The organism is Kitasatospora purpeofusca, from assembly GCF_036010405.1.
GTDB classification, from domain to species: Bacteria; Actinomycetota; Actinomycetes; order Streptomycetales; family Streptomycetaceae; genus Kitasatospora; species Kitasatospora purpeofusca.
The window spans coordinates 1,288,540-1,313,948 of the sequence record NZ_CP108561.1 but is presented as its reverse complement, the minus strand read 5'-3'; the positions used below and the strand labels follow the sequence as shown (position 1 = coordinate 1,313,948).

Here is a 25,409-nt window from a genome sequence, read left to right as displayed (position 1 = left end):
CCCATGACCACCCCGGCCGCCGCCACCGGCGCCCGCCTCCTCCGGGGCGAGCGCAACTGGTGGTTCCTCGGCCCGGGCGGCGGCCTCGCCCGGCTGCGCCCCGGCCAGTTGGCCGAGGACGGCACCCTGCGCCCCGGCACCGAACGCAGCCTGCGCGAGCACGGCCTGCTGACCGCCCCCGCCCCGCACAGCTACGCCCTGACCGTGCTGACCAGCACCCACTGCAACCTCGGCTGCGGCTACTGCTTCCAGAACACCGGCCAGGACAGCGTCGGCGGCACCCGCCCGCCCAGGATCGCCCGCAAGCGGCTGACCTCGCGGACCATCACCGAGATCCTCGACTTCACCGACCGGCAGATGGCCGCCGCCGACCTGGCGAAGCTGCGCATCCTGCTGTTCGGCGGCGAACCCCTGCTCAACCCGCGCGGCTGCCTGGAGCTCCTCGAACGGGCCGCCGACCACGGCCTCGCCTCCGCCTGGATGATCTCCAACGCCACCCTGCTCACCCCGGCGCTCGCCAACGGCCTCGCCGACCGGGGCCTGCGCTCCGTCCAGGTCACCTTCGACGGCGACCGCCCGGACCACGACCGGATCCGGATCCGCCGCTCCGAGGGCGGCGGCACCTTCGACACCATCGTCGGCAACCTCGCCCGCGCCTCCGAGTCCTCCCCACTGCGCTGGATCTTCCGGGTCAATGTCTCGCAGGAGACCTACCGGGGCGTCGACAGCCTGCTCGACCGGCTCGCCGGCGCGCTCGACCCGGCCCGCTGCACCCTGTACTTCGCCCAGGTGGGCGATGTCGGGGTGGGCTACGGCAACGACCTCCGGCACACCCGCGACCTCTCCGCGCGCTTCACCCGCTGGCAGCGCCGCGCCCTCGACCTCGGTCTCGGCGTGACCCGCCCGCAGGCCCACCGGCCCTGCGCCACCTGCGGGCACGGGGACGGCCGGTACGGCGCGGTGGTGAGTGCCGACGGCACCCTCGCCAGTTGCTGGGAGACGGCGGGCAAACCGGACTGGGAGGTCGGCACCGTCTCCGGCGGCTACCTGCCGGGCACCCACACCCGCGACCGCTGGGTCGGCTGCGAGGACCTCTACCGGCGCGACGAGGACCGGCGCACGCTCGCCGAGTTCCACGACACGGTCGATGCCGCGCTGCTCGACTACCTGGACGAGACGGGGCGGCTGTGACGACGACACCCGGCCTCCGCACGGGTCCCGCGTCCGCCGCCCCCGGGTGCGCCCCCGCAGACCCCGCAGCCCCCGTCGGCCCCGTCGGCCCCGCCGCCCCCGTCGGCCGTCCGGGCCACGACCTGGAGCAGCTCTCCGCCGGCGCCCTCGGCTGGATCGGCCGCCACCTCGACCGCTTCGACCCGTTCGCGCCCGGTCACGACCGCCCCGGTCCCACCCCCGTCCCCGACCCCGGCGGCGCGCACCGGCCCGCCAAGGCCGCGCTGGAACTCGCGCTGCTCACCCACTGCTGGACCCGCCTGGACCCCGGTGACGACCCGCGCCGGGCCGAGGCGACCGACCGGGTCCGCGCCGTCTGGCTGCACCCCGGTTTCCCGAGGCTGCTCACCGCCGAGCCGCGCGGTGCGACCCAGTACCGGCTGGCCTGCGCCGCCCTGGCACCCGCCGGGACGGAGGACGCGCCGTTCCGGGCCGCCCTCGCCGGGCTCACCGCCGCCGACCTCGCCCCGGTCGGGCGCTCGCCCTACCAGCGGCTCGAACTGCGCTACTACGCGGACAAGGCCGGGGTGGCGCACGGCATCGAGCCCTACCCGGAGCTCGCCCGGCGCAACGTCCTGGTCACCCTGCCCGCCACCGCCCTCGCCCGGGCCCGGCGCCGGGACGCCCTCGACCGCCGGGACGCCGAAACCGTCCGGGACGCCGAAGCCCCCCGGGGCACCGACACCGCCCGGGACACCGACACCACCGGGGACAACGAAACCGCCCGGGACGCCGAAACCGTCCAGGGCCCTCCCCGTCCCGACGAGCCGCCGGTGACCGTCCCCGAGGCGTACGCCCTCACCCACTCCGCCTTCTACCTCAGCGACTTCGCCCGCACCGGCCCCGGACTGCCCGACGGCGCGGTGGCCGACGCGGCGGCCCTGACCGGCCGACTGCTCGACCACTGCGTCCGGCACGACTGGTGGGACCTCGCCGCCGAACTCGTCATGACCCAGGTCTGCCTGGGCCTGGACCCGACGGGCACGCCCGAGGGCGCGGCCGCCCTCGCCTGCCTTGCCCGCGCCCAGCGCCCGGACGGCTCGGTCCCCGGCCGGTCCGCCGCCACCCGCGCGAGCACCGCCGACCCGGCCCCCGAGTACTTCGCCAAGGCGTACCACACCACCCTGGTGACCGCCCTGATGACACTGCTGCTCGGAACGGGGCGCACCCCGTGACCGCCCTCGGCAGGCTCCGGCCGACCCTCATCAACCCCACCTACACCCGGCTCTGGTTCGGCCAGGCGGTCTCCTCGGTCGGGGACGCGGTGTTCAGCACCACGCTCGTCCTGTGGGTGGCGACCGTGCTGGCGGAGGGGAAGTCCTGGGGCCCGCAGGCGGTCAGCGGCGTCGTCCTGGCGACCAGCGCTGCCGTGATGTTCGTCGGGCCCTTCGCCGGGGTCTTCGTCGACCGGTGGGACAAGCGCGCCACCATGCTCGGCACCGAGGTGCTGCGCGGCGCACTGGTCGCCGTCCTCACCGTCGTCGCCTTCGTGCCGACCCGGGAACTGCCGGCGGGTGTCTGGCTGGCCCTGATCTATGTGATCGTGCTGGTGCTCAACGCGGCCGGCCAGTTCTTCACCCCGGCCCGGTTCTCGATCATCGCGGAACTCGTGACGGACGAGGCCGACCGGGCCCGGGCGGCCGGCATCGCCCAGGCGACCGCGCAGACCGCCTGGATCGTCGGCCCGCCGCTCGCCGCGCCGCTGCTGTTCGCGGTGGGCCTGCAGTGGGCGCTGCTGTTCAACGCGCTCTCGTACCTGGTGTCGTACATCGCCATCAGCTCGGCGGACCTGCGGCCGGTGAACCCCGTGCGCACCGTGCCGACAGCCCCGAGGACCGGCAAGGGCGCCGAACGCCCCGGCAAGGCCGCCGAACGCCCCGGCCTCTTCAAGGACTTCACCGAGGGCCTGCGCTTCTTCGCCCGCAACCGCTTCCTCGTCGCGCTGCTGGTGCTCACGGTGATCGGCCAGCTCGGAATGGGTGCCCTGAGCACCCTGAACATCTTCTTCGCCACCCGGAACCTGCACGTCTCCGCCGAGTCCTACGGCTACCTCGGCATGGCGCTCGGCATCGGCGGGATCGCCGGCGCGCTCGCCGCCGGGCGGGTCGTGCAGTGGATCGGCGCCCGGCGGACGACCTGGATCGGCCTGATGGCGAGCGGAGCGCTGCTGGTGCTGTACTCGCGGCAGACCGGCTTCCCGGCGGCCGTGACGCTGCTGTTCGTCTTCGTGGTGCCGATCACCATGCTGAACACGGCGATGGCCCCGCTGCTGCTCGCCGCCACCCCGCAGGAGTTCCGGGGCCGGGTGATCTCGGTGTTCTACCCGGTCACCCGGCTCGCGGCGATGCTGACGGCGGTGCTGTCCGGCTGGCTGGCGGGCAGCGGGCTGCGGGACTTCTCCGGCTCGGTGGCGGGGCTGCGGTTCGGCCCGATCGACACGATCTTCGCGGTGTCCGGGCTGCTGGTCGTGCTCGCCGGGGTCTACGCGCGGCTGGGCCTCCCGGCGAGCGAGGCGGCCGCGACTCCCGTACCCGCCGCGACTCCCGTACCCGCCGCGACTCCCGCACCCGCCCCGACTCCCGCACCCGCCCAGTCACCCGGCAGGGCCGCACCCGACGCCGAACCGGCGCGCGAGCCCGCGGCGATGACCGTCGAGGCCCACGGGGAAGCACCCGTGGAGACACCCACCGAGGCACCCGCCGAGGGTCCGACCGACCGCACCCACCCCGCCGGTCCCACCGGCGCCGCCCCCGAGGACCGGTCGTGAGCTGCCCCGCGTGCGGACGCCGCACCGCCGAGGCGGACCGGTTCTGCGCCGGCTGCGGCACCCCGCTCACCGCCGCGTCCGCCACCTCCGCCGCGTCCCCCGCCCCGCCCCCGGCCGCCGCCGAGCCGCGCGAATCGCGCCGCAAGGTGTCGATGCTCTTCCTGGACGTCGTCGGATCCACCACCCTCGCCGAGCGGCTGGACCCCGAACCGCTGCGCCGCGTCATGGACCGCTACTTCGCCAGCTGCGGCGCCTGCATCGCCGAACACGGCGGCGTCGTCGAGAAGTTCATCGGCGACGCGATCCTCGCCGCCTTCGGCGCCACCGTCGCCCGCGAGGACGACGCGCTGCGCGCCGTCCGGGCCGCGACCGGAGCGCTCGCCGCCCTGGCCGGGCTCACCACCGACCTCGCCGCCAAGTACGGGGTGGAGCTGGAGGCCCGGGCCGGGATCTGCACCGGCAACGTCGTGGTGATCACCCGCCCGGGGGACGACTTCCGCGTCGTCGGCGACTCCGTCAACACGGCCGCCCGGCTGCAGACCGCCGCCGCCCCCGGCGAGGTCCTGATCTGCGCCGACACCGCCGCCATGGTGCGGGCCCAGGTGGGCATCGAGCCGGTCGAGCCGCTGCGGCTGAAGGGCAAGTCCCGTCCGGTGCCGGCCTGGCGGGTCACCGCCCCGGAGACGACGGCGGACGACCCGGGCCCGGTCACCCCGTTCATCGGCCGGACGGACGAACTCGCCGCGCTCGAACGCGGCTACCGGCGGGCCCGGGAACGGCGCGAGGTGTGCCTCGCCACCGTCCTCGGCGCCCCGGGCATCGGGAAGTCGCGCCTGGTAAGGGAGTTCCTCGCCGGGCTGCCGGACGGCGAGGCGCTGGTGCTGGCCGGGCGCTGCTCCGCCTACGGCCGGGGGATCACCTACCGGCCGCTCGCCGAGATGCTCGGCTCGCTGCCCGGCGGTCGGCCCGAACTGGCGCGGCTGCTCGCCGAGGACGCCGCGTCGGCCGGGCCGCCGGACAGCGCGGACGGCCGTGCGCGACGACTGGTCACCCGCACCCTCGCCGCCGTCGCCGACCCGGCCGAACCCGCCGCAGTCACCGACCCGAGCCACCCTGCCGACTTCAGCCACCCCACCGACCGCACCGACCCCGCCGACCCTGCCGAACCTGCCGAACCACCCCCCGGACAGGTCGGCGTCGAGGACATCGCCTGGGCCGTGCGCCACCTCCTGGAGGTGCTCGGCCGCTCCCGTCCCGTGGTCATGGTCTGGGAGGACCTGCACTGGGCGGAGGCGACCCTGCTCGACCTCGTCGACGAGATCGCCACCTGGCTGCGCGACGTCCCCGTCCTGCTGCTCTGCGTCGCCCGCCCCGAACTGCTCGACCAGCGCGCCGACTGGGGCAGCGGCAGACCGTGCGCCACCACCGTCGACCTCGGGCCGATGAGCGAGGAGCAGACCGCCGCCCTGGTCGGCAGCCTGGTCCTGCGCGGCGACGTCCACCCGCAGGACCTCCGGGCCGACGAACAGCGGGAACTGACCGGCCGGGTGGTCGCGTTGTGCGACGGCAACCCGCTCTTCGCCGAGCAGCTCATGGACGTCTTCGCCGAGACCGAGCCCGGCACCCAGGTGCCGCCCACCGTCCAGGCGCTGCTCGGCGCACGGCTGGACCGACTCCCGGCCACCGAGCGCGGACTGCTGGAACTCGCCGCCGTCGTCGGGCGCGAGTTCAGCCGCGGCCAGCTGCGGGCGATGGCCGAGGCCGACGGAGTGGTGCCGACCGCCGCCGACGAGGCGACCGCCCGGCTGGCCCGCCGCCGGGTCTTCGAACCCGGACCGGCCGCCACCTACCGCTTCGCGCAGGCACTACTGCGGGACACCGCCTACGAGTTCACCCCCAAGACCCGGCGGGAGCGCTGGCACGACTTCCTCGCCGACCGGTTCTCCCACGCGCACCCGAAGGACCCGATGGCGGTCACCTACCACGTCGAGGCCAGCTGGCAGCTGCGCCGCCAACTGCGGCCGGGAGACCGAGAGTTGCCCGCCCTGGCGGGAGCGGCGGCCGGCACCCTGATCGCCGAGGGGACGCGTGCGCTGGCCCGCAAGGACCTCCCCGCCGCCGTCCAACTCCTCGAACGCGGCCGCACCCTGCTGCCGGTCGGGGACCTCCGGCACCTCGCGCTCGCACTGCACGTCTGCGACGCCGGGATCTGGCTCCAGGACGAGGCCCGGTGCCGGGCCGCGCTCGACGCCGCCGAGGAGGCGCTGCCCGGCAACGCGCGCGCCGCGGCGACCCTCGCCGTCCAGCGCGGGATCGTCGCGCTCCGGCTCGGACTCGCCCCGCCCGCCGCCGTCGCCGCCGACGCGGACCGCCTCACCGGGCTGCTGGAGCACGACCCGGACGACGACCGCAGCTGGTCCCGGCTCCACCAACTGCACGCCCACCTCGAACTCGCCGCCGAGCGCACCGCCTCCGCCGAGACCTCCTTCCGACTCGCACTGGCCCGCGCCCGGGCCCTCGCCGACGGCTACGAGGAGGACCGACTCCTCTGCGCGGTCTGCGAGTTGGCCCAGTGGACGCCCACCCCGGTGGCCGCCTCGCTGGAGCTGTGCGCCCTGCTGGGGCGGCGCTTCGCCGCCAACCGCTCCCTGCTGATCCCCGTGCTCGTCGCCCGCGCCCACCTGGAGGCGCTCGACGGGGACGTGGCCGCCGCCCGCCGGACCCTCGCCGAGGCGCTGACCTACTCCCACGACGTGCACACCGACCTCGCGGACGCCGTCGTGCTGGACGCGGCGGGCTTCGTCGAGTCGCTGGCCGGCGCCCACGAGGTCGCCGAGGCCCGCTACCGGCAGAGTCTCGGCGTGCTGCGTGCCGCCGAGCACGCCCCGGACACCCGGACCACGGAGGTCGCCATCGCCCGCGAGCTGTTCGCCCAGGGACGGACCGGGGCCGCCGCGGTGGCGCTGGCCGCGCTCGACCCGCCCGAGGGTCCGCACCAGGAGCCCGGCGGCCGGGACGACGACCGGCCGGACGACCGCGACGGCGGGAACCCGCGCGCCCGCCTGGCGGCGACGGCGCTGCGCGCCCGCCTCGCCTCGGCCCGGGGCGACCACGGCGAGGCGGTCGCCGCCGCCACGGCGGCCCGCCGGCTGAGCGAGGGCTCCGACGACCCCTGCCTGGTCGGCGAGACGCTGTTCGATCTGGCGATCGTGCTCCGCGCGGCCGGTGAGGCCGGGCGGGCGACGGCTGAAGGGACCGAGGCGTTGCGGAAGTTCGAGGCCAAGGGCGCCACCCTGCCCGCCGGACGGGTCCGCGCCTGGCTCGCGGCCGGGGACACGAGCACCACCACCGTCACCGACGCGCCCGTCCCACCAGCCCCACCGGCCCCGCCCGGCACCGAGGGCGGTGGCCGACGATGACCGACCTCCACCTCCCGCCCTGGCGCCGACCGCCGCGCGACCACTTCCCCGGGGTGCCCGCCTGGAGCATGCCCGTCTCCGTCGTGCCCCAGGAGCCCTTCGACATCAGCCCGCTCGGCGGCCACCTCACCCAGGACTGGGCCTGGGGCGGCGCCGACGGCTCGGGCGTGCGGGTCTGCGTCCTGGACAGCGGCGTGGACGCCGAACATCCGCTGGTCGGCGGCCTCGACCGGGCCATGGACGTGGTCCGCGCCGAGGACGGCACCCTCACCGTCACCCCGACCGAGCCGGGCGACACCGCCGGCCACGGCACCGCCTGCGCCAGCGTCATCCGCTCCGTCGCCCCCGGCGCGGCGCTGACCTCGGTCCGCGTCCTGGGCGGCGGCCGGCACGGCAGCGGCGCCGCCCTGCTGGCCGGGCTGACCTGGGCCATCGAGGAGGGCTACGACGTCATCAACATGAGCCTGTCGACGACCAAGGCGGAGTTCTGCGACGCGCTGCGCGACCTCTCCGACTCCGCCTACTTCCGTCGCTGCGTCATCGTCGCCTCCGCCCACAACATGCCGGTGCGCAGCTACCCGTGGCCGTTCGCCTCGGTCATCTCGGTCGCCAGCCACGACAGCCCCAACCCGATGACCTACTACTACAACCCGTCACCGCCGGTGGAGTTCTACGCCCGGGGTGTGCGGGTGCCGGTGGCCGGACCCGGCGGTCGCCACCTGCTCAGCACCGGGAACAGCTTCGCGACCCCGCACATCGCGGGTATCTGCGCGCTCATTCTCAGCAAGCACCGCTCGCTCACCCCCTTCCAGCTCAAGTCCGTCCTCTACCTGGCCGCTGAGAACGTAGCCGTACCCGATGGAGGTGCGCGTGTCGACTGACCCGTTGGAGAGTGCCGAGCTGCGGCAACGCAGACTGCTCCAGTCGATCGTGGAGGTGGCCCGCAGTGTGTTCGGCGCGGCCGCGGCCTCCGTGCTGCTGGTGGACGAGGCCGACGGCGACCTCGTCTTCGAGGCGGTGGCGGGAGAGGGGGAGCACCACCTGCTCGGCAGCCGCTTCCCGGCCGGCACCGGCATCGCCGGCTGGGCGCTGATGACCGGCCAGCCGGTGGTGGTGGACGACGTGGCGGACAGTCCGCAGTTCGCCCGCTCGGCCGCAGAGTCCACCGGCTATGTGCCGAGCAGCATCATGGCCGCCCCGCTGATCTGCGACGGCGACTGCATCGGGGTGCTGTCCGTGCTGGACCGCGACAGCCGTCCGCGCTGCGACCTCGGCGACATGGCCTCGCTGGGGCTGCTGGCCACCGAGATGGCCACGGTGCTGGAGCTCCTGCTGACGCTCCGTGCCGCCGACCCGGCCCCCGCCCCGGCGACGGCGCCCGGGCCCGGCAAGGCGGCGGCCTTCGACCTGGCGGTGCTGCGACGCGTCGCCGACCGCCTCCCCGGCGCCCCGGACCACGTGGCCGCGACCGTCGGCAAGCTGCTGGCGATGGCCGACGACCTGCTCGCCACCGCCGACGCCGATGCCTGACCGCCCCGTCGCCGCGCCCACCACAGCGCCCACCACAGCGCCCACCTCGACGCCCGCCTCGCGCTCGCCCCGCCCACCCGGCCCGACCCGCTCGCCCTTCCTCGCCCAGCTCGACGACCCCGCCCGCACCCTGGACGCGCGCCCCCGTCCGACCCCCTGCGTCCTGCTGCTCAGCCGCGCCTGCGACACCGACCTCGACCCGGTGCGGAACCTGCTCGCGGGCGCCGGCATCCGCACCGCCCGCCTGAACGCCGAGGAACTCGCCGCCACCTCCCTGACCATCGCCCCCGACCGCCGCACCGTCCGCCTGAACGGGCGCGAGCTGACCCCCACCGTCACCTGGATCCGCCACTTCGCGCCCACCGCCCTCGACCCGGCCGCGTACGACCGGGCCGCGTACGACCCGGCCGGGACGCCGCGCGGCGCCTTCCTCCGCGACTCGTGGCAGGCCGCCGCCGCGCAGCTGGCGGCGATCTCCGGCACGGCCGTCCGCCCCGACCGCCCCGGGGTGCTCTGCCAACTGGACCTCGCCCGCCGGTACGGGATCGCGGCGCCGCGCGCCGTGCTGACCACCGATCCGCATCTGGTGCGCGACGAGTTCGACGGCCCGCGCGTGGTCGTCAAGGCGGCCGGCCACCACTTCGTGGAGCCGGTCCCGGGCCGGCTGCACGGGATCTTCCCGACCGTCCTCGACCGGGCCGACCTGGCCGGCGGCCCGCGCCCCGGACCGCCGGTGATCGTCCAGGAGTACGTCGAGCACGAGGCAGAACTGCGGGTCTACTTCGTCGGCGGGCAACTGCACGCCTTCGAAGTCACCAAGACCGCCCCGGCCGACCCCTGGACCGCCCCCGACCGGCTCGGCGTCCGCGCCCTGCCGTCACCCCCGCCGGACGTCGCCGCCGCGACCCGCACCCTCGCCGCCGCGATGTCCCTGCGCTACGGCGCGTTCGACTTCCTCCTCAGCGCCGGGACCCCGGTCTTCCTGGAGGTCAACCCCGACGGCGACTGGCGCTGGGCCGAACGCCGCACCCGCACCACCCCGGTCACCGTCGCCGTCGCCGCCATGCTGGCCGCCCTCCACCGCGCCGCCCTCTGAAACCCGCCGCCCTGTGAAACCCGCCGCCCTCCGAACCCCGCCGCCCTCCGGAACCCCCGCCGCACTCCGACCGTGGCCCCCTCCCACCGTCGGCCCCACAAGACCGCCGCCATTCGGCGCAGCGCCCGTCCGCGGCCCCGCGCCCGCACCGGCCGGGCGGCCTACCGTGGGCGGATGACCGATCGTCGGACCGGGCGGCCCGCCGCTCGTCACCCCGGTTACCTCGGCGCCGCCGGCGCCTTCGCCGTCTGCATGGCGGGCACCACCCTGCCCACCCCGCTGTACGGGCTGTACCAGGAGGAGATCGGCTTCTCCGAACTGATGGTGACGGTGGTGTTCGCCGTCTACGCGTTCGGGGTGATCGGCGTGCTGCTGCTCGTCGGCAACGTCTCCGACAGCGTCGGCCGCCGCCCCGTCCTGCTCTGCGGACTCGCCCTCGCCGCCGGCAGCGCCGTCGCCTTCCTCGCCGAGGGCGGCCTGCCGCTGCTCTGCCTGGGCCGCCTGCTGTCCGGCCTGTCGGCGGGCCTGTTCACCGGCACCGCCACCGCCTACGTGCTGGAACTCGCCCCGCCCGACCGCCGGGCCCGGGCCGGCTTCGTCGCGACCGCCGCCAACATGGGCGGCCTCGGCTGCGGCCCCCTGCTGTCCGGGCTGCTCGCCGAGTACGCGCCCCAGCCGCTCGTCCTGCCGTTCGTCGTGCACCTGGTGCTGCTGGCCGCGTCGTTCGCGGTCACCTGGTTCCTGCCGGAGACCGTCGACGGCGCCCGTCCGCTGCGCACCGCCCGGCCGCGGCGCCCCTCGCTGCCGCCGGAGGTCCGCGGGGTGTTCGTCCCGGCGGCGGTCGCCGCCTTCGCGGGTTTCTCCCTGCTGGGCCTCTTCACCTCGGTCACCCCGGCGTTCCTGGGGCAGAGCCTGGGGATCCACAACCACGCGGTGGTCGGCCTGATCGTCTTCGCGGCCTTCCTCGCCTCCACCCTCGGCCAGCTGCTGGTGCCCCGGCTGGGCACCGCCCGGGCGGTCCCGCTCGGCTGCCTGGTGCTCATCGCGGGCCTCGCCCTGCTGGCCGCCTCCCTCGCGTGGACGGTCCTCGCCCCGCTGGTGCTCAGCGCCCTGGTCGGCGGCGCCGGGCAGGGCATGGGCCTGCGCGGGGCGGTCGGGGAGATCGCCGGCGCGGCCCCCGCCGAACACCGGGGCGGCGCCCTGTCGGCGCTGTTCGTGGTCGCCTACTTCGGCATCTCCGTCCCCGTCGTCGGGGTCGGCCTGCTCGCCGAACCGCTCGGCCTCGCCGACGCGGGCCTGGTCTTCGCCGCCTGCATGGCCGTCCTCGCCGCCGCGTCCGGCGCCTACCTGCTCCGCCGCGCCCGCCCCCACCCGGCCTGACGCGCGGGGACACCGAAGGCGGCACCACCGGTCACCCGGTGGTGCCGCCTCCTGGCCGATCGGGCCGGCGTCGTCCGAACGACACCGCCTACCGGCGACGGCTCCGCAGTGTCCGCGCCAGGTAGGACACCCAGACGCCGGTGGCACCGGCCAGTCCGCCGCCGGCCGCGGCGCGGAGCAGCGAGCCGGACTCGGTGTCCGACGGCACGGAGCCGAGCAGCGCGAGCAGACCGGCGACGGCCAGCAGGAAGCCGAGGGTCGCCAGCGCGGCCTTCCCGTATCGGTTCACAGGTACCTCAATCCTCTGAAGATCGGCAAAAGGGATGCTAGTACTCGATCGGGAACGGTCCGTACCGGCACCGTTCCCGGCCTCCTGTCCGGCACTCACATCCGCGCCGGCTTCGGCACCCGCTACCAGCGCCACCCCCCGCGGTGGGCGCCGCCGCCGCGGAAGAACCGCCAGCCGCGGAACATGCTCCCGCCGCCGACGCGCATGGTGACCGCGCCGACGGTCGACGCCCGGGCGTAGCCGCCCCAGCTGCGCTGCCCGCTGTACCCGTAGCGGTAGCCGACCGCACCGCCGACGGCCCCGCCCAGCCAGGCACAGCCCGCCGCGCCGGCACCGCCGGTGAGGATGGTGCAGCCGCCGCCCACGGCGATGCCCACGCCCCAGGTGATGATGGTCTGCTTGTTCTCGGTCCAGGTCTTGCGGGCGAAGGACTTGGTCCGCTTCCAGCCGCAGCTCCAGCAGACCCGGCCGTCCAGGTCGTAGCGGTTCAGCGGGTCGGCGAAGACGAAGTCGTACGCGTTGGCGTTGCCGCCCTCGACCGGGTCCACGGACAGGAAGCGGCCGGTGGCGGTGTTGTAGAGCCGCACGCCCATCAGGACCAGTCCGCCGCCCGGCGTCTCGGCCGAGCGCAGCTTGGTACCGGTCCAGCCGTACCGGGCGGCCGGCTGGCCGGTCCGGGGGCGGCCGTACTCGTCGTAGTCCAGCACGGTCGGGGCGACGGCCGGGTCCAGTGGCAGCTGGAGGGTCACGTCACCGTGCAGGTTGGCGAGCTGCAGGACGGTCGCGGTGCCGGAGGTGGTGGCGGCCAGGTCCCCGGTCGCACCGGTCACGTTGCGGGAGGTGCCGGCGCCCTCGCTGATCCAGCGGGGGCTGTCGCCGTCCGAGCCGTAGTGGTTCGTCCGGTTGCCGGAGACCGTCCAGGTGCCGCCCGAGCCGGTCTCGGTGGTCCAGCCGCGAAGGCGCTGCGCCGCGTCGAGGGTCCAGGTCTGCCGGGTGGTGCCGGTGGTCTGCTGCTGGACCAGGTCGGTGTTGTAGTAGCCGACGGTGCTGCCCGGCCCGCCCGCGGTGCCCGGCACCGCGGTGGTGCGGCCGAACGCGTCGTAGCCGTGGCCGGCGTCGACCAGGCGGTCGGCGCTGTCGTAACTGCTGGTGAGGGTGGTGGCCCCGTTCGTCGAGCACTCCTGGCCGCGCGGGGCGGTGGCGGTGGCCAGCGCGGTGCGGTTGGTGTTGGCGTCGAAGCCGTAGCTGCGGGTGGTGCAGACGGCGTCGGTCGAGGTGTCGCGGACCTGGGTCAGGCGCCCGGCCCGGTCGTAGGAGTAGGTCTGGGCGGCCGTCACGCCGGGGGTCCCGGTGTGGGTTGCCCACTGGCCGTGGACGTTCTCCGTGACGGCGTCGTTGACCAGGACCGCGCCGTCGCTGTCCCGGGTGTGGGTGCGGGTCACGGTGGTGCCGGTCGGGTCGATCCGGTCGGTGCTGGTGTAGCCGCCGGGCAGGCCCTGGGCGGTGACCTTGCCGTCCGCGTTGTAGCGGGCGGTGAAGGTGCCGGCCACCGAGTCGGTGACCGAGGTGACCAGGCCCCGAGGGTCGACGGCGGTGTCGTAGCCGTAGGTGGTGGTGGACGGCGCGCTGTCGCCGGTCCGGACCGGCCGGTCCAGCGCGTCGTACTGGGTGGTGGTGGTCGCGCCGTCGGCGTCGGTGTAGGAGATCCGACGGCCGAGGGCGTCGTACGCCCTGCTGATCGTTCCGCCGGCGGCCGAGGTCTCCTTGACGACCTTGCCGGTGGCCGGGTCGTACTCGACGGTGGTGGCCGGGGCGGCCGGGCCGACGCCGCCGACGACGGTGGTGGTCACCGGCCGGCCGGCCGCGTCGGAGGTGACGACGGTGGTACGGGTGACCCCGTTGGCGGTCTGCGCGGTCTGCGCGGTCTGTCCGAACTGCCCGTACTGGACGGTTTTCACGGGCCGCTGCGCCGGGTTGGCGCCACCGCCGGTGATCGCGCCGCCGGGGGCGGTGCGGCAGACCAGGTCGGCCCACTCCGGGCGGCCGGCGCACGGGCCGGTGCCGGTGGCGGTCCAGTACTCGGTCGTGGTGGTTCCGGCGTCGGCGCCGTTGGAGGCGGGCAGTGACCGGGAGACGACCCGGCCCTGGCCGTCGTAGCCGGTGACGGTGGTCAGGCCGAGGCCGCCGGCGTCCTGGACCTTGCGGGTGACGACACCGAGCGCCCAGTCGAGCACGCTCCGGTCGGTGCGGGTCTCGGCGAGGACGTCGGGCCAGCCGCGCAGCGCACCGCCGGTGACGGTCGTGGTGACCTGGTCCTTGACCTTGGCGGTGCCGTCGGTCGGGCGGCCCTCGTCGTAGGTCTTCACGGTCCGGGTGCGGGCCGTGACCCGGGTGCCGGCGGCGGCGACGGTGCTGGTGCCGCTGACCGCGTCGGCGGCCAGGGTCACCCGGTGCAGCGGGCCGGAGGTCTCGGTCTCGCGCTGACCGTCCTCGCTGTAGGTGTGCCCGGTGGAGAGCAGCTTGGCGCGCTCGCCGGAGGGCAGGGTGTCGATGCCGAGGTCGGTGAGCTGCGCCCTGGCCTCGTCGGTGCCGCCGAGCGCGAGCTCGCGGTTGGCAGCGGTCAGCGTGCGGACCGCGTTGCCCCACTTGTCGTACTCGGTGGTGGTGATCCGGTGCCCGGGGGCGGCCTGGTTGACCTGGTGGCCGGAGGCGTTCAGGTAGCCGACGGTGGCCCGGGTCCAGTCGCCCGGCTTGAGGTCGGCGCCGTTGTTGGACGCGGGGACCTGGTCGGGCGGGAACACGGCGGTGGCGTCGGTGGGCAGGTCGCTCTGGCCCCAGCCCGCCGCGGCCGCGGCCGAGAGGTCCTCGGGGGCGCCGGTGCCGGAGGTCGGCACGCCGTAGACGACGGTGGTGGTGGCGGTGCCGTTGACCTGGTCGGCGCTGCCCGGGGTGAGGGTGTTGGTCCACACCTTGGTCAGCATCCCCTCGCCCGCGGCCGGGTTGGAGGCGATGTTGCCGTAGGCCAGGTGGTAGCCGCCGTTCATGCCCGGGGGCAGCACGACCGACACGGCGCCGTCCGCGGCGCCGCCGTTGACGTAGGCGTACTGCGTCTTGGAGGCCTCGCCGACCCGCGGGTCCCAGGCCCCGCGCAGGTTGCCGCCCGCGTCGTAGCGGTAGGTGGCCACGTCGGTGGCGCTGGCGTTGGCGGCGCCGGGCGCGGTGGCCCACAGCTTGATGCCGCTGACCTGGCCGGCGAAGTCGCCGAACTCGCCGCTGGTGGTCCAGCCGGTCGCGGTGGTGGCGTTCGCGTAGACGTACTGCAGGACGCGGCAGCCCTTGGTGGTGATGTCCGCCGCGCAGGCCGAGGCGCTCGCCGCGGAGCTCGGGGCGATCACGTACTTGGGCCGGGCGAGGGTCTTCCCGCCGACGACGGTCTTCTCGGAGACCACCGTGGTGGTGCTGTTGGCCAGGCCGTCCAGCAGGCTGGAGGTGACGGTCCAGGTGGCGGCCGCCGGGTCGACCTTGGCGAAGGCGGTGACGGTGCCCTCGGTGTCGGAGAGGGTGAAGTCCCCGGCGGTGAGGGAGCCCTTGAGGGTCAGCTCCTCGCTGCCCGGCTCGGGCACCCAGCCGTTGCCGGCGGCGTCGGCGGTGAAGGACACCGTGCCGCCCTCGGCGGTGGCGACGTCCAGCGAGGTCGCCGAGGTCCGGCGGATCTCGGTGTAGGAGGAGGCGGACACCTCCGAGGCGACGCCCGAGGTCCAGTTCGGGCCGAAGACCGGCGCCTGGCCGTCCTTGGCCGCGGCGGCCTTCGGGTCGCGGGAGGAGCTGGTGCGGCCGACGGTCAGACCGAACACGGAGACGTCGGTGGCGGAGACGGTGAGGTCGCCGGTGAGCAGGTTCAGCTCGCCCGGTCCGATCTTCTGCGAGGCCGCGCCGCCCGCCCTGCGGTCGACCACGACCTTGACCGGCTCGGTGGAGACGGCGGCGCCGTTCGGGCCGGTGAAGTCGGCGCGCACCTGCACGGTGCCGTCGGGGGTGACGGTGCCGGTGGCGTTCCAGGTGAGCGCGGGGCTCTTGCCGGCGGTCAGTGCGACCGGCCAGGAGCCGAGCGCGGTACCGCCGTTGAGGATGTCTCCGGCGGGGACGGTGGTCCAGGCGTCGGCGTCGGAGCGGCGCCAGGAGAAGGCCACCGCGGTGTACTTGGCGGCGTCGGCCTCGGCCGCGAGCGGGACGCGGGCGGCGGTGCGGGTGCCGTCGTTGGGTGCGGTGACGCCGCCGGCGCCGACCTGGAAGGTGTAGGAGAGCGCCTCGGACTTGTTCTCGGCCCGGTCGGTGGTGCGGACCTGGAGGGTGTTGGTGCCCGCCTTGGCCGGGGTGACGGTCAGCGCGACCGGGGCGGTGCCGCCGTTGGTCGCGGCCTTGGTCCAGGTGGTGCCGTCGAGCGACCACTCCAGCGCGTTCTGGTCGCCGGCGGGCGGGGTGACGGTGAAGACGCCGCTCTGCCCGGCGCCCTTGACCCACTGCCCGGACGGGTAGTCGGTCGAGGTGATCGCGGTCGGCGCGGACGGGGCCGAGGTGTCGACGGTGAAGTAGGCCCAGGCCGACCAGTTGTTGTTGTAGTGCAGGCCGTCGTAGGGCGAGGTGCGGAACCGGTACGTCTTGCCGTTGGCCAGCAGCCCGGCCGGGACCTTGACGGAGGCGGGCTGCCCGCTCGGCACGTACGGGGAGACCAGGACGTTGCCGACCTGCGCGTCGGTGGCGTTGTCGAAGATCTGGAAGGTGCCGTCGACCTTGTCGTTGTTGGGGTCGACGAAGGTGTCGCGCAGGGTCGGGGTGGTGGAGTTGACCCACCAGGTGCCGGCCGTGTCCTTGTAGAACGGCGAGCCGGCCTGCTGGTCGGTACCGGTGCGCGGACGGTAGTTGTACGTCACCGACAGCTTCGGCACATTGCCGGCCGCGTTGGCGGAGTTGAACTGCTTCCAGTACTTGGTGTTGGCCTCGTCCGGGGCACGCAGGCCCATGCTGGAGAGGCTGTTCTTCGCCGAGGTCCAGGTCTGGACGAGCTTGCCGACGTCGGCGTTGACCCAGCCGTCGCCGCCGCAGTTGTCCCGGCCCCGGGTCTCGGTGGAGGTCGCCTGCTTGCTGTTCCAGGCCGGCTGGGACGTCCAGCGCGAGCCGGTGGAGGGGCGCCCGGTGTCCCAGACCTCCCAGGCGTAGGGCTGGCAGTCGGTGTTGCCGGAGTGGAAGTTCCACAGCGACAGCGTCGCGCTGGTCACCAGCGCGTCGGCGATCGGCGAGGTGTCCCAGGTGATGAAGGAACGGGCCTCGCGGGAGCTGCCGTCGGCGTTCTTGGTGCCGGGGTTGCCCAGGTCGAGTTCGGTGTCGGCCGACCAGTCGACCTTCTCGCCCTTCTGGACGTAGGTGTCGAAGACGTTGCCCAGGCCGGTGGTGGACGGGTCGACCGTCACCGGGTAGACGGTGGCCGGATCTGCGAGGAACGCCGCGTCCGGGGTGAAGACCAGGTCGATGTCGTCGCCGTTCTGCACGACCTTCAGGTCGACCCGCGCCTTGCGGCTGCGGGCCCCGGCGATGTCGTCGACGGTGGAGTCCCACATCACCGGGGCGGGCAGCATCGCGCGCTGCTCGCCGGAGGCCTCGTCGACGAACACCACGCTGCCGTCGGGCTGCGCCCGGGCCTTGAGGCCGGTGGCCCGCAGCGGCATCGTGTAGGAGTAACCGGCGGCACCGGGGCGCTGCTTGAGGACGGTGTACTGCTCGAAGCCGGTCCGGGTGGCCTCCACCACCAGGTCGGCGGCGCCGTCGCTGATGACGTCCGGGTAGACGGCCTTGGTGCCGTCGATCCGGGGCTGGGGCAGGCCGCCCTTCCACTGCAGTTCGACCTGCTGCTCGCCGCGGCCGAGGCGGACCAGGGTGCGGCCGTCGGCGGTGGCGGCCTGGGACTCCGCGTAGGAGCCGGCGCGAGTGCCGCCGGAGCCGGCCAGGGTCAGCCCGGCGGGGTGCGCCTTGGGGGCGACCGAGCCGTCGGCGGCGGTCTGCAGGGCGAGATCGACGTCAACCCAGTCGGCGGCGGTGCCGGTGGCGGCGGTGCTGCCGGCGGAGGCGGCCCCCGGGGACTTGGCGGCAGCGGCGGGCCCGGCGCCGTCGCGGCGGAAGCGGATCGGGCCCGCGCTGAGCTCGGTGGTGAGCGAGCCGTCCGCGTTCACCCAGGTGGTGGAGGTCTCGCTGCGCTCGGCGAGTGCCTCGACCCGCCGGCCCGAGAGCCGCGCGGCGACGCGGGCCGAGGGTATGTCGGCGGCGGTGGTGGGGGCCGGCTTCGCGGAGCTGTCGCCGCCGCGGTCCGGCGTCGGCGTCGCCGCGAGGGCGACCTCCGACCCTGCCAGGAGGGAGACGGCCACCGCCAGGGCGAGGCTGCCGCTCACCACCTTGGCGGGTATCTGCCTGTGCATCTTCTATGACTCCTTGTCGACAAGCCGTCATCATGACGGTTCGTCAACGGATCGTAGGGACGGACAAAATCCACGCATGACGACACATCAGAGCAAAGTGGGATTGACGGAAGGGTGTGGACGAACAATCTTGATGCATCCGTAACGAAATGGATCATGGAATCGGCCGTTTGGCCTGAACCCGTCATCGCCGGTCGAAGCCGGGTTCGTCCTGCTCAGCGGCCGGTGCATAGGGTGGGGGCGGTAGAAGCCCCAGCGCACCCCTGGAGATCCGGATGAGTCCGACCGCCGAGCCCGACGTCCTGCTGCCGGTCGGGGTGATCGGCCTCGGGGACATCGCCCAGAAGGCGTACCTGCCGGTCCTGACGGCGCTGCCGGGCCTGGACCCGCGCCTGATGACCCGGGACGCCGCGAAGCTGGACCGGATCGGCGACACCCACCGGATCCCCGCGGAGAAGCGGTTCACCGACCTCGGGCAGCTGATCGGCAGCGGCATCCGGGCCGCCTTCGTGCACGCCGCGACCGACCAGCACGTCCCGATCGTGGAGCAGCTGCTGACGGCGGGCGTCGACGTGTACGTGGACAAGCCGCTCGACTACACCCTCGACGGCTCCCGCCGCCTGGTGGACCTGGCGGACCGCACCGGCCGCTCCCTGATGGTGGGCTTCAACCGGCGGTTCGCCCCGGCCAACGTCCAGGCGAAGGAACGCCCGCGCGACCTGGTCATGCTGCGCAAGAACCGCGAGGGCCTGCCGGAGGCGGCGCGCCCGCTGGTCTTCGACGACTTCATCCACGTCGTCGACACGCTGCGCTTCCTCGTCCCCGGCGACATCGAGCACGTCGACGTCCGGGCCCGGGTCCACGACGGCCTGGTCGAGCACGTGGTCCTCACCCTCGCGGGCGAGGGCTTCACCGCCCTCGGCATCATGAACCGGATGTCCGGCTCCACCGAGGAGATCCTCGAAGTCTCCGGCGGCGACTCCAAGCGCGAGGTCCACAACCTCGCCGACGTCGTCGACCACCGCGGCCAGCCCACCGTCCGCCGCCGCGGCGACTGGGTCCCCGTCGCCCGCCAGCGCGGTATCGAACAGGCCGTCCTCACCTTCCTCGACGCCGTCCGCACCGGCCGGACCCTGGACGCCCACGACGCCCTGCGCACCCACGAACTCTGCGAACTGGTCGTCGAGCGCATCGAAGCCCTCTGACACCGGCTCCGCCGCACGCCGCAGCCCCGCACCGGGACGTCCTCCCCGGTGCGGGGCTGCGGCGCGCGGTGCCGGGGAATCAGGCCGACAGGCGGTCGCGCCACCAGGTGAGGGTGGTGCGGAGCTGGGTGTCGAGCGGGGTGGGGCGGGTGGTGAAGGCGGCTTCCCAGGCGGTGGCGTCGACGACGAAGGGCCGGTCGAACTGGTAGCGGGTCTCGCGGAGTTCGCGCAGCAGGGGGGTGACGAGGGCGGCGAGGGCGAAGACGGCGGGGTTCAGGCGGCGGACGGGGACGGGGGCGACGCCGGCCTCGGCGGTGAGGAGGTCGACCATGCGGCGGGCCGGGACGGCGGGGGCGGTCGGGGCGTGCCAGGCGCGGCCCCAGGCGCGTTCGTCGGTGGCGGCCTCGGCCAGGGTGCGGGCGACGTCCGGGAGGTAGGTCCAGCTGTGCGGGGCGTCGGGGTCGCCGAGGACGCTGACCGGCTTGCCGGCCAGCAGGCGGGGGACGACGCGGCCGGCCAGGTGGCCGCCGTCGGTGACGCCGGGGCCGAAGAAGTCGGAGGCGCGGACCTCGACGGCGCGGATGCGGCCCGCCTCGTGGAGGGCGCGGGCCTGCTCCCAGAGCGAGGCCCGGAGGCGGCCCTTGGGGCCGGGCGCGGCGAGCGGGAGGTCCTCGGTGAGGGGGCCGTGCACGGGGCCGTAGCCGTAGAGGTTGCCGAGCATGACGAGGACGGCGCCGGTCGCCTCGGCGGTGGCGAGGAGCGAGGCGTGCAGGGGCGGCCAGTCGGCCGTCCAGCGGGGGAGCGGCGGTGCGGCGCAGCTGTGGATCGCGGCCGCGCCGCGGGCGGCCTCGGTCAGTCGCGCGCTGTCGGTGGCGTCCAGGGCGAGGTGCTCGATGCCGGGCTCGGCCGGCCGCCCGGACCGGGTGACCACCCGTACCGTGTGGCCCTGTTCGGCCAGCAGTCGTGCCGTGGCCGCTCCGGCCGGTCCGTGTCCGACGATCACATGAAGACTCACCGTCACACCATAGAGGTCCCCGACCAGGGAGAACGCGGTCGGGGTGGGCGCGGGCGGGGCGGCCGCGCGGCCCGGCCCCGGAACGGGCCGAACCGCGCGGGTGTCACCGGACGGGACGTCAGCAGGGCACGAAGGCCGAGACCGTGGCGGTCGAGGGCGGCCAGCCGCCGTTGTTGACGCTGAAGCTGGACGTCACCGTGTTGCCGCAGGGCACGGTGAGCAGCAGGTCGCCGACGCTGGCGCCGCCGGCCGGGATCAGCGCGGTCAGGTTGAGGGGCGGCTGCGGCGGGAGGGCGGGGGTGGAGCCGGTGATGGTGAAGCCGACGTTCTGGGCGACCCAGGCCGGGTCGGTGGTGGCGACCTGGCCGTAGAGGCGGACGTGGGTGCCGCTGACCTCGATACAGGCGCGGGTGCGCAGGAAGCCGGGCGCGCCCGGGGTACCGCAGGTGACGGTGCCGGTCGGTCCGGCCGGGCCGACCGGGCCGGTGGTGGCGGCGGTCGCGGTGGGGGCCAGGCCGACGGTCAGCGCGGCGAGGCCGGCGGCACCCGCCAGGGCGGCGGTGGTGAGGCGGTTCATGGAGTGGTTCCCTCCCTCGTGCGGCGCGCCGGGAGTGGTCCGGCGTGCACACTGTGACATGTCACATTCCTTGGGAGGATCTTTGCATTCCGATTGACGATCCGTCCGTTCCTGGGTCGGTGTGGGCCGGTTCTGACCGGTGGGTGCTCGGGTTTGGCCGGAACGGAGTGGCATGCACCGGTTCGTGGGCGAGGGAAGAGGGACGGAAGGGCCCGGTCGGTGCTCCCCGGGGAGCACCGACCGGGCGCGCGGTCGTCAACCGGTCCTACCGGTCGTTCAGTTGGCGATCCCGCAGTACTGCTGCTGCTTGCCGATGGCCCGGTAGACGCAGTCGGCGGTCTCCAGCAGCCGCAGCACCGCCTCCCGGTTGCGGCTGGTCTCGCGCCCGATCACCTCGTCCGGCGGGTAGAAGCCGGCGCTGCCGTTCGGCCCGGGGTACATCTCGAAGGTGTAGGCGAACACCCGCTGGGTGCCCCACAGCCAGTCGTCGATCGAGCCGTCGGTGATGTAGAGGTCGCTCGACTGCTCCGGCGTGTAGCCGTTGGTGGAGGCCATCGAACGGCCCAGGGTGGCGAAGGTGTTGTACTCGTCGGCGGTCATGCCGGTGGTGGTGTTGGCGGTGGTCCAGCCGAACGGCCAGAGCACCAGCTCGCTGTAGGTGTGGAAGTCGATCGCCGCGGTGATCTGCTGCTTGCCGCCGACCACCCGGGTGCGGACGAAGTCGGCGACCACCTTGGCCTCCTTGGCGGACTCCGGCGCGCTGCCCCGGTAGGTCTCGCTGGAGGTGGAGCCGGAGGAGCCGCCGCAGCAGCCCCACTTGTAGTTCCAGTTGCGGTTGAGGTCGGTGCCGACGTTGCCGCTGCCGGTGTTCGGCTGCCGGTCCTTGCGCCAACTGCGGTAGCGGCCGGTGGCGATGTCGTACTCGCCGCCGTCCGGGTTGAGGTCCGGGACCACCCAGATCTCCCGGTTGTTGACGACGTTGGCGATCCGGCTGTCGGTGGCGTACTTGTCGCCGAGTTCGTGCAGCAGGTAGAGCGACATCTCGACGGTGAGGTGCTCGCGGGCGTGCTGGTGGGCGGTGAAGAGCACCTCGGGTTCGTTCTCGTCGGTGCCGACGTTGTCGCTGATCTTGACGGCGACGATCGGCCGGCCCTCGTACGAGGTGCCGATGACCCGCTTGCTCATGATGTCGGGGTGCGCGGCCACGACGGCGTCGATGTCGGCGGCGGCCTCCGCGTAGTTGTGGTAGCCGGAGTCGGCGGACGGGAAGTCGTACAGCGCGGCGCCGGACTCGGCCTGCCCGGCGGGCCCGTCGCCGTACCGGGGGCCCGGCAGCGGGACGGGGGACCAGCCGAGCGCCCGCAGCCGGGCCGCCTCGGCGGCGGTGGCCGTGACCGTCACCGAGTCGTCCCTGACGGCGTCGACCGAGGCTCCGGTGGCGGCGACGGCGGTGCGTTCGGCGACGGTGCGCGGGCCGTCGAGGCGGTACTGCCGGGCGGTGTCGGCGTCGCCGGCCGAGGTGACGGAGGTGTCGGTGGCGACGGAGTCCGGTTGGACGGCGGCGGCCGGGGTGACGGCCTGGATGCTGAGCGGGGTGGCGAGGGCGAGCGCCAGCAGGACGGCGGTGGCCGTGGCGGGCTTCCCTCGGCGGGGCAGTCGCATGACTGTCCTCCTGTGGGGGGTCCGTAGGGACGGAACGTTGGAGGAGATGCGGCGCCGCGAGGTTGATGGTCCGTCAATGTCATGCTTTCGTCAAGGAGTTGGGGGCGCGAAGGGGCCGGGAGGGGGCTCGCGGCCGGCCGGGAGGGACCGGCGGCGACGGGGGCGGCCGGTCAGGAGGGGCCGCCCGCCGCCGACCCGATCCGCACCACCCGGGCCCAGTCGGGCGGCTCCCTCCGCCGGTACTCGGTACTGTCCTCGCTCCACCGGCCGGGCCGGCCGAACAGGCCGACCACCGTCCGGCAGGACGGTTTCGCGGCCGGCCACGGAGTCTGACCGTCCGTCAGCACCACCACGACGTCCGGCCGGGGCCAGGTCCGCAGGGCCGTGGCGAACCCCTGCCGGAGGTCCGTGCCGCCGCCTCCCACCAGCGGGATGTCCTCCTCCCGGCAGAGCCGCTGCGCGGTCTGCGCGGCCGCGTCGCAGGACACCACGGTGACCAGGTCGCGTCGCCCGCCCACGGCCCGGGAGATCTCCGCGACCTCCAGCAGCGCACTGCCCAACTCGGCGTCGCTGACCGACCCGGAGGTGTCGACGACCACCGTCACCCGGGGCGGGCGCCGCCGCAGGGAGGGCAGCACCGCGCCCGGCACCGCGGCCGACCGGCGGGCCGGGCGGCCGTACGAGTAGTCACCGCCCGGGCCCGCGCCCGACACCGCCGAGCGCACCGCCGCGCCGAGCAACTCCCGCCACCGCTGCGGCGGGTGGAACGCCTTCTCGGCCCACCGCCGCCACCCGGCCGGGGCGTCCCCCGGCCGGCCGAGCAGCCCCTGTGCGACCCGGAACCGCACCGCGTCCCGCTCCTGCGGGCCGAGCCCGTTCGCGCCCTGCGGCCCGAGGTCCCAGGCCCGGACCAGGCCGTCGGCGCCGCTGCCGCAGTCCAGCCAGGAGAACCGCTCGGTCAGCGGCCCGAGTCCGATCCCCCGGAGGTAGTCCTCCATCAGCAGGTCGTGGGGCAGCCTCAGGTCCCCGGGCAGCACCGCGCCCGCCGGCCGGACCAGCCCCTCGCCGTAGATGTCGTCGTTGATCTCGCAGTCTGCGGCGATGTTCATCCGCAGCCGGTCGCCGACGCTGTGCAGGCCGCGCTCGCGGGCGACCCGGTCGCCGCGCCCGTGGTGGTCGCGCAGCAGGTGCGACACCTCGTGCACCCAGACGCCCGCCAGCTCCTCCACCGGCATGAGGGCGACGAAGGACGGCGAGACGTAGCAGCGCCAGTGCTCGTCCACGGCCATCGTCGGGACGTCGCGCGACTCGACGACGTGCAGGGCGAACAGCGCGGTGGCCAGATAGGGGCGGACGCGGACCGCGTGCAGCCTGGCAGCGTACAGCTTGTCGAGGTCGAGGCGGCCGGCCTGCGGCGCCGGGGCCCTGCGCGGGGCCCGCCCGTCGAGGCTGCGCGAGTCCCGTGGGAGCGCCACTGCGGATGCCGCGGACGGCGCGGTCACCGGCGGGCCCCGTCGGCCGCCGCGACCCGCGCCACCGCGCGGTCCGCCCGCCGGGACACCGCGACCGCTCCGGCGAGACGGTCGATCGTCGCCGGCACCTCCCAGTCCGCCTGGCGCAGCGCGGCGAGCGCGGTCGCCGGGACGACCGCGACGTCCGGCGCCCCGCTCTCCACCGCCCGCGCCAGCAGCGCCCACGCCGCGTCCCAGCGCGCCCGGTCCGGGCGGCGCCGGACGGCGTCCACGACACCCTCCAGCGCGGCCTGCCGGAGGTCCCCGCGTTCGGGCAGGACGGCGGCGGCCGGGTCGGAGAGCAGCGCCTCCGGGTCGGGCAGGTCCATCCGGTCCATCGCCGCCATCAGCTCCAGGCCCGGCCCGTCCCCGACCGTGCCCCGGACCAGCAGCGCCAGCACCTCGCGCGAGGCCCCGGCGGCGGTGGCGAAGGCGATCAGCCGGACCGTCATCTCCCAGCTCCGGGGCGACGGCCAGGCCCCGCCCCGCTGGGCGTCGTTGCCGGGCAGCCGGTGGACGAGCGTCGGGCGCGCGGCGAGGAGTTCGCACACCGCGCGGCGGGCGAGGGCGACCGCCTCCGGCAGCCGCGTTGGGTCGAGTTCCGGCAGGACGGCGCGCGGCCAGGTGCCGCCGAGGCCGCGCACCACCACCTCGTGGTCGTGCTGCCACGGCAGATGGACGAACCGGTTGGCCAGCGGCGGGCTCAGCTCCCAGCCGTCGGCCGCCGAGGAGCGGGGGTTGGCGGCGGCGACGATCCTGACCCCGGGCGGAAGTTGGAGTGTGCCGATACGGCGTTCGAGCACCAGCCGCAGCAGTGCGGCCTGGACGGCGGGCGGCGCGGTGGAGAGCTCGTCCAGGAACAGCAGGCCCCGGCCGGACCTGACCAGCCGGACCGCCCAGTCCGGCGGGGCCATCGGGACTCCCTGCACGGCGGGGTCGTCGCCGAGCACGGGCAGCCCCGCGAAGTCGGAGGGCTCGTGCACGCTCGCGATGACGGTGGTGAGCGGGAGGCCCAGGGTGTCGGCGAGTTGGGTGAGCGCGGCGGTCTTGCCGATCCCCGGTTCGCCCCACAGGAGCACCGGCAGGTCGGCGGCCACGGTGAGGGTCAGGGCCGCCAGCCGGTCGTCGGGGCGCGGTTCGGTGGTGGTGGTGGCGAGCAGTTCCAGGAGCTCTGCGGCGACGTCGAGTTGGGGCATCGGGGCAGCAAGGGGCATGCGGTGTCGTCCTTCCGGGAGACAGGCGGGGAGACGAGCTGGGAGAG

The 25,409-nt window shown here is 74.9% G+C and carries 16 protein-coding genes; 9 read left to right on the top strand and 7 right to left on the bottom strand.

Annotation, left to right across the window (positions count from 1 at the left end; all coding sequences use genetic code 11):
- Positions 1–3 precede the first annotated feature (3 nt).
- The 8 genes from OG715_RS05710 to OG715_RS05675 all read left to right on the top strand — a co-directional run bounded on the left by OG715_RS05710 (position 4) and on the right by OG715_RS05675 (position 11,422).
- Positions 4–1,191, top strand: coding sequence for a radical SAM protein (locus OG715_RS05710; protein ID WP_323182297.1), 1,188 nt, complete (start codon positions 4–6; stop codon positions 1,189–1,191).
- Positions 1,188–2,405 (top strand): DUF6895 family protein, encoded by a 1,218-nt coding sequence (locus OG715_RS05705; protein ID WP_266276807.1) that lies wholly within the window; start codon positions 1,188–1,190, stop codon positions 2,403–2,405. The genes OG715_RS05710 and OG715_RS05705 overlap by 4 nt, the downstream gene beginning before the upstream one ends.
- Positions 2,402–3,997, top strand: a complete 1,596-nt coding sequence (locus OG715_RS05700) for an MFS transporter (protein WP_266276808.1) — start codon at positions 2,402–2,404, stop codon at positions 3,995–3,997. Before OG715_RS05705 ends, OG715_RS05700 begins: the two co-directional genes overlap by 4 nt.
- The gene (locus tag OG715_RS05695; protein ID WP_266276809.1) at positions 3,994–7,416 is read left to right on the top strand and encodes an adenylate/guanylate cyclase domain-containing protein; all 3,423 of its coding nucleotides are present in this window, start codon (positions 3,994–3,996) and stop codon (positions 7,414–7,416) included. The genes OG715_RS05700 and OG715_RS05695 overlap by 4 nt, the downstream gene beginning before the upstream one ends.
- Positions 7,413–8,297 (top strand): S8 family serine peptidase, encoded by an 885-nt coding sequence (locus tag OG715_RS05690; RefSeq protein ID WP_266276810.1) that lies wholly within the window; start codon positions 7,413–7,415, stop codon positions 8,295–8,297. Before OG715_RS05695 ends, OG715_RS05690 begins: the two co-directional genes overlap by 4 nt.
- Complete coding sequence (locus tag OG715_RS05685; protein ID WP_266276811.1) at positions 8,287–8,946, top strand: GAF domain-containing protein; 660 nt, start codon at positions 8,287–8,289, stop codon at positions 8,944–8,946. The genes OG715_RS05690 and OG715_RS05685 overlap by 11 nt, the downstream gene beginning before the upstream one ends.
- On the top strand, positions 8,939–10,042 hold the full coding sequence (locus OG715_RS05680; protein ID WP_266276813.1) for an ATP-grasp domain-containing protein: 1,104 nt from the start codon (positions 8,939–8,941) through the stop codon (positions 10,040–10,042). Before OG715_RS05685 ends, OG715_RS05680 begins: the two co-directional genes overlap by 8 nt.
- A 174-nt stretch (positions 10,043–10,216) precedes the next feature.
- The gene (locus OG715_RS05675) at positions 10,217–11,422 is read left to right on the top strand and encodes an MFS transporter (RefSeq protein WP_266276815.1); all 1,206 of its coding nucleotides are present in this window, start codon (positions 10,217–10,219) and stop codon (positions 11,420–11,422) included.
- Between the two features lie 88 nt (positions 11,423–11,510).
- On the opposite strand, the gene OG715_RS05670 is transcribed toward OG715_RS05675, so the two are convergent.
- Both OG715_RS05670 and OG715_RS05665 read right to left on the bottom strand, forming a co-directional pair.
- A complete protein-coding gene (locus OG715_RS05670) occupies positions 11,511–11,711 on the bottom strand; it encodes a hypothetical protein (RefSeq protein WP_266276817.1) in 201 nt (66 codons plus the stop codon).
- Positions 11,712–11,833: 122 nt separating this feature from the next.
- On the bottom strand, positions 11,834–18,178 hold the full coding sequence (locus OG715_RS05665; RefSeq protein WP_266276819.1) for a DNRLRE domain-containing protein: 6,345 nt from the start codon (positions 18,176–18,178) through the stop codon (positions 11,834–11,836).
- A 305-nt stretch (positions 18,179–18,483) separates the two neighbouring features.
- Here OG715_RS05665 and OG715_RS05660 point away from each other — a divergent pair, with 305 nt between their 5' ends.
- On the top strand, positions 18,484–19,383 hold the full coding sequence (locus tag OG715_RS05660; protein ID WP_323182298.1) for a Gfo/Idh/MocA family protein: 900 nt from the start codon (positions 18,484–18,486) through the stop codon (positions 19,381–19,383).
- A gap of 79 nt (positions 19,384–19,462) precedes the next feature.
- Here the strand turns inward: OG715_RS05660 and OG715_RS05655 are convergent, their stop codons facing one another.
- The 5 genes from OG715_RS05655 to OG715_RS05635 form a co-directional block, all read right to left on the bottom strand.
- Positions 19,463–20,398, bottom strand: coding sequence for an NAD-dependent epimerase/dehydratase family protein (locus OG715_RS05655; RefSeq protein WP_266276824.1), 936 nt, complete (start codon positions 20,396–20,398; stop codon positions 19,463–19,465).
- A 118-nt stretch (positions 20,399–20,516) separates the two neighbouring features.
- Positions 20,517–20,975, bottom strand: coding sequence for a hypothetical protein (locus tag OG715_RS05650; RefSeq protein WP_266276826.1), 459 nt, complete (start codon positions 20,973–20,975; stop codon positions 20,517–20,519).
- Positions 20,976–21,251: 276 nt separating this feature from the next.
- A complete protein-coding gene (locus OG715_RS05645; RefSeq protein ID WP_266276828.1) occupies positions 21,252–22,637 on the bottom strand; it encodes a M14 family metallopeptidase in 1,386 nt (461 codons plus the stop codon).
- 170 nt (positions 22,638–22,807) lie between these two features.
- Positions 22,808–24,022 (bottom strand): vWA domain-containing protein, encoded by a 1,215-nt coding sequence (locus tag OG715_RS05640; RefSeq protein ID WP_266277448.1) that lies wholly within the window; start codon positions 24,020–24,022, stop codon positions 22,808–22,810.
- 113 nt (positions 24,023–24,135) lie between these two features.
- Complete coding sequence (locus OG715_RS05635; protein WP_266276830.1) at positions 24,136–25,362, bottom strand: AAA family ATPase; 1,227 nt, start codon at positions 25,360–25,362, stop codon at positions 24,136–24,138.
- Positions 25,363–25,409: the final 47 nt, after the last annotated feature.

Excerpts from the sequence above, each read along its gene's own strand:
- OG715_RS05710 (WP_323182297.1), top strand. The coding sequence starts at position 4 with ATGACCACCCCGGCCGCCGCCACCGGCGCCCGCCTCCTCCGGGGCGAG.
- OG715_RS05690 (WP_266276810.1), top strand. The coding sequence starts at position 7,413 with ATGACCGACCTCCACCTCCCGCCCTGGCGCCGACCGCCGCGCGACCAC.
- OG715_RS05680 (WP_266276813.1), top strand. The coding sequence starts at position 8,939 with ATGCCTGACCGCCCCGTCGCCGCGCCCACCACAGCGCCCACCACAGCG.
- OG715_RS05675 (WP_266276815.1), top strand. The coding sequence starts at position 10,217 with ATGACCGATCGTCGGACCGGGCGGCCCGCCGCTCGTCACCCCGGTTAC.
- OG715_RS05665 (WP_266276819.1), bottom strand. The coding sequence starts at position 18,178 with ATGCACAGGCAGATACCCGCCAAGGTGGTGAGCGGCAGCCTCGCCCTG.
- OG715_RS05650 (WP_266276826.1), bottom strand. The coding sequence starts at position 20,975 with ATGAACCGCCTCACCACCGCCGCCCTGGCGGGTGCCGCCGGCCTCGCC.
- OG715_RS05645 (WP_266276828.1), bottom strand. The coding sequence starts at position 22,637 with ATGCGACTGCCCCGCCGAGGGAAGCCCGCCACGGCCACCGCCGTCCTG.
- OG715_RS05635 (WP_266276830.1), bottom strand. The coding sequence starts at position 25,362 with ATGCCCCTTGCTGCCCCGATGCCCCAACTCGACGTCGCCGCAGAGCTC.